At 42.7% G+C, this 4,625-nt stretch carries 3 protein-coding genes; all 3 read right to left on the reverse strand.

Annotation, left to right across the window (positions count from 1 at the left end; genetic code table 11):
* The coding region (locus H6S82_RS19410) for an ATP-binding protein (protein ID WP_191056580.1) at window positions 1–2,795 on the reverse strand (2,795 nt) is incomplete at its 3' end.
* 4 nt (window positions 2,796–2,799) lie between these two features.
* Entirely contained in the window at window positions 2,800–3,288 is a 489-nt protein-coding gene (locus H6S82_RS19415) for a response regulator (RefSeq protein ID WP_190463655.1), read from the reverse strand.
* A 138-nt stretch (window positions 3,289–3,426) separates the two neighbouring features.
* Window positions 3,427–4,625, reverse strand: a 1,199-nt coding sequence (locus H6S82_RS19420) for an ATP-binding protein (protein ID WP_191056581.1), incomplete at its 5' end; no start/stop codon positions are given.

Below are 4,625 nucleotides of genomic sequence, written 5' to 3' on the forward strand. Positions count from 1 at the left end.
AGCAATTCGGGCAGTTTTTCTTTAGCTTCCGGGAGCGATTCTGGGACAGCAGATTTCTGATGTTCGCTGTATACATTCTGGTTTTGTGGTAAAATTTTCTGCAATTGCTCCACAAGTTGGGAACGGTTGACGGGTTTAAGCAAGAAACCGTCACAGAAATTTTGGAGATCTTTGTAATCTTGTCCCATTACAGAAGCAGTGAGAATAATGATAGGGATATTTTGAGTTTTTTCGTCCTGCTTTAAACGACGAGCTGCTGTATCTCCATCCAAATTGGGCATCCGCAAATCCAGCAGAATTACATCGGGATGATGCGTCTGCGCCATCTGAATCCCTTCCAGTCCATCTTTAGCAAACAAAAGTCGGTGTTGAGTCGCTTCAAAGTAGCCTGCAATTAAATCGCGATTGGATTTCACGTCATCCACCACCAGCAGTACGGAAGGTTGAAACTGTTCTAAGTTTGCATTTAACTGGGAGTCGCCAACTGGTTTTGTCGTCCAGTCGGTAAGGGTCACATCTGGAAAAACGAAGATAAAAGTACTGCCTTTACCTAATTCGCTTTCCAGTAGCAGGGTTCCTCCCAGCATGGTTGTCAGTCGGCGGGTAATTGCCAATCCTAACCCAGTACCGCCGTACTTGCGGGTGCTTTGTCCTTCGCTTTGCACGAAAGCCTCGAAAATTCGTTGCCGTTGAGCCGGGGCAATACCAATTCCGGTATCTTCCACAGCTATTTCCAACCAAGCTTTGCGAGCGTCTCCATCTGGGTAAATTTGGCAGCGCAAGCAAATTTTAACATACCCTTGTTCGGTGAATTTGAGGGCGTTGCCGATCGTGTTGAAGAGTATTTGCCGCAGGCGCACTTCATCAAAAATAATGCCCGTGGGTAGGGTTTCGTCAATTTCTGCGAGTAGGGATAAATTTTTCTCGCTAGCTTTCTGGGAGAAAATTTGCAGAACTTCCTCAACTAATGCCCGCAAATCTAGGGGGTCGTATTTCAGTTCTAGTTTGCCTGCTTCAATTTTGGAGAGATCGAGGATATCATTTATTAAGTCTAGGAGAGCTTTGCCGCTAGCAGAGATCGACTCGACATAAGTGCGTTGTTTTGGTTCGGTAACGAGTCCTTGCAGCAAGTCGCAAAAACCCAGGATGGCATTCATGGGTGTACGAATTTCGTGACTCATGTTGGCAAGGAATTCGCTTTTGGCGCGGTTGGCAATTTGAGCGCGGTTGGCAGCTTTTTCTAAGGCGGCTTGCGAAACTTCTAATAAAGCTAGCATCAGGGTGTTTCTCAGTTCGAGGGCGGCATCTATTTCTAATGGATTCCAGGCTAAAGATTTGCCGATTACTGTTTCTTTCCACAAAGCAAAAGATTTGCGGGGAGACAGGCGCAATCCGCCATTTTCTTCTAATGTTACAGGTTGGTTCGGATTGCCTCCCCAGTTTACTGTTTGAATGATTTCCGGTCTAAACCAAACTACTTGATAGCAAGTGCGATCGAGAAAAATAGAAATTGCCAGTAAGCCGCTCACTTGCTGTTTGTATCGCTCAGCTTGGGGATAAATTTTTGCCAAGCAATCGGTGTAAAAAACTTCTTCTTTATGGTGCTGGCGAAGCCAATTTAGCAAATTTTGGACGGTTTCTTTGGCTGGAGCTTTGCCAATGAGCGTAATTTCATCTTGTAGATAGATAACTGCTCCTTGTGCATTGACTAATTCTAATAATAATTCTTCAGTTTGAGATAAAAAGCAATCTACGTTTATTTTCTTAACTAAGCTTTTTTTGATTTCTTGTTGAATGCGTTTAACTTTTTCGGAATATATAACCCATTCTTTTTGTTGCTTCTTGAATAGTTCAACAGACATAAATTGTCCGAGCAGTTCGCAAGCTTTACGAGTTTCGTAATCAACGTATTTCTCTTGATAATGATGACATACAATTAAACCCCAAAGTTTGCTTTCATTGATGATAGAAATACAAAGTGAAGCGGTAACCCCCATGTTTTGTAAATACTCAATATGAATGGGGGAAACGCTTCTGAGGATAGAGCGACTTAAATCTAATGGTCGATCTGTGAGGGGGTTATTGGTTGGCATAATTTGCACGGGTTGATAATTGATATCAACAATAATTCGCAACCAATTTTGGAAATATAATTTTCTGGCTTGTTTGGGAATATCTGTAGCTGGATAGTGCAAACCCAAGAAAGCTTCTAACTCTGGTTTTTTGTCTTCGGCAATAACGATGCCGCTATCGTCGGATTCAAAGCGATAAATCATGACGCGATCGTATCCAGTCATTTGGCGTAGTTCTCGCACAAGTATGTCTGTTGATTCCTGGAAGCTGGCTGCGTTTGATATCTTGGCGATAGAGGTTTTCAGCAAATGATAAAAACTAACTGGATAATTTTGCTTTAAGGAAATTTTCGGTTCTAATTCCAGAATTAATACTCCATCCGAACGATGGATAATCCCTTCAAATAGCAAAGGCGAGCCGAGAAAATTAACTGTAAACTGGAGCGGGTTAAAATATTCTAAATTTTCTTGGGATATGCAATGGTATAGCAAATCTATTTCTTGACGACTAAATAAAATATCTAGGTCTTGTCCGAGCAGAGATTCAGCAGCAATGCCAAAAAACTGTTCTGTATTTTGACTAACTTGTAAAATTTTTAGTTGCGGGTCTTGCAGCACGAGGAGAACTCCATGAGGCTGAATTTTACCGGGAATATGGATGGGTTCTCTGTCGCAGTTGCTTAAATCTATTGATTCGGAGGTGACAAATTCGATTTCCTGCATGATTTCACTCAACCTTTTGGCCGAAATAGGCACTTTTTAAGTTTTCTAACTCTTGGGCTAATAGATCTCGCTCCTGAAGAGATTCTTTCAGTTGCTCGCGCAGATACTTTAATTCCAAATGCGTGCGAACTCTGGCCAGCAGTTCCGGCTTTTTAAAGGGTTTGGTAACGTAATCGACAGCCCCCATATCAAAAGCTTGCAGTAAATGATCTTCCTCGTTGCTGGCAGTTAAGAAGACGATCGGCAGTTCTGCTAGTGCTGGATTTGCTTTCAGTTTAGAGCAAACTTCCAGTCCGTTCATCCCCGGCATCATCAAATCTAGTAGAATCAGGTCGGGTTGGGCAGTTTGGACTCGTTCGAGAGCTTGCTTTCCGCTGGTGGCAAAGGTGGTTTCGTAGCCCAAATCTTCCAGCATCTCGCCAATTACTTGCAGATTCTGGCTGATGTCATCTACAACTAAAATTAGGAAATGTTCTGGGTTGAAAGGTTTCATAATAAATTTTGCCTTATTTGGGGAATTATTTTATTGCCTTGGGTAAGCTGGCTTTCTAGGGTAGTGGGGTAGTGGAAGAGTAGCTGACATTAGTATGGGATTGTATTTATTTTTCAAGGGTTTTGAGCGTTTTTGAGCCTATGTTTGCTTGGTTTGATGGGTGGGTATTTCAATGGCGAATTCCGAGCCCTCTTTGGAAGAGGAAGAACAGGTTAGTTTACCTCCATGTTTTTGGACAATAATTTGATAGCTAATCGACAATCCCAATCCGGTGCCTTTGCCAGGGGCTTTGGTGGTAAAAAATGGGTCGAACAAACGCGATCGCATCGACTCTGGAATGCCGGGGCCATTGTCTGCAATGCGAATTTTTATAGTATTGGCAGCTATTAATTCTGTGGCAATGCGGATAGTAGGTTGTCGGTAGAGGGTAGTATTTAGTGGGTTACATTCAGAGGAACTACCCAGTTCTAAAGCGTCGATCGCATTATTCAGCAGGTGCATCAAAACTTGGTTAATTTCACTAGGAGAACAAGTGACTTTGGGCAAATTTCCGTACTCTTTGATGACTTGAATTGCCGGACGAATTTCTTCGTTCTGTGGCGAAATTTGAGAATTGAGTCGGTGCTGCAACATTAGCAGGGTGCTGTCGATCCCTTCATGAATATCCACCGACTTCATTTCAGCTTCGTCTAACCTAGAAAAGTTGCGAGGAGAAAGTACGAGTTGCCGGATGCGATCGGCTCCTCTGTGCATACCTTCCATGAGGCTTTGCGCGTCTTTTATTAAAAAAGACAGGTCTATATCATCAATTATGCGGTCGATTTTTGGTGTGGGATTGGGATATTCCTGCTGATATATTTCAATCAACTTTAGTAAGTTTTGCACATATTCGTTGGCATAGCTGAGATTGGCATAAATAAAATTAATTGGGTTGTTAATTTCATGAGCAATCCCTGCTACCAATTGCCCCAGAGCTACCATTTTTTCGTTCTGGATTAATTGGACTTGAGCTTGTTGGAGTTCGCTTAAAGCTTGTTCGAGTTGCTCCTTTTGCATTCGCAATAATGCTTCTGTTTGCAGTTTCTGAGCTTCTGCTTGCTTGCGATCGGAAATATCGCGCACGAGCGCTAGTACTTCATTTTGGCCGCTCTTGACAAATCTCACTTCATAAGCGTGCCAAATGCCATCGATTTGTTGCACGTACTCGCCAATTTGCATGGTAGATGCGAGCAGAGTCTCCTCAACGTAGTGCATTACCCAGACACTCAAGTCTTCGGACAAAACTTCAGATATATTTTTACTAACCAAACTATTTTGTGGGCCGATCGCATCGGGGA

The sequence above is a fragment of the Planktothrix sp. FACHB-1355 genome, from assembly GCF_014748295.1.
GTDB lineage: Bacteria > Cyanobacteriota > Cyanobacteriia > Cyanobacteriales > Aerosakkonemataceae > Aerosakkonema > Aerosakkonema funiforme_A.

Excerpts from the sequence above, each read along its gene's own strand:
- H6S82_RS19415 (WP_190463655.1), bottom strand. The coding sequence starts at position 3,288 with ATGAAACCTTTCAACCCAGAACATTTCCTAATTTTAGTTGTAGATGAC.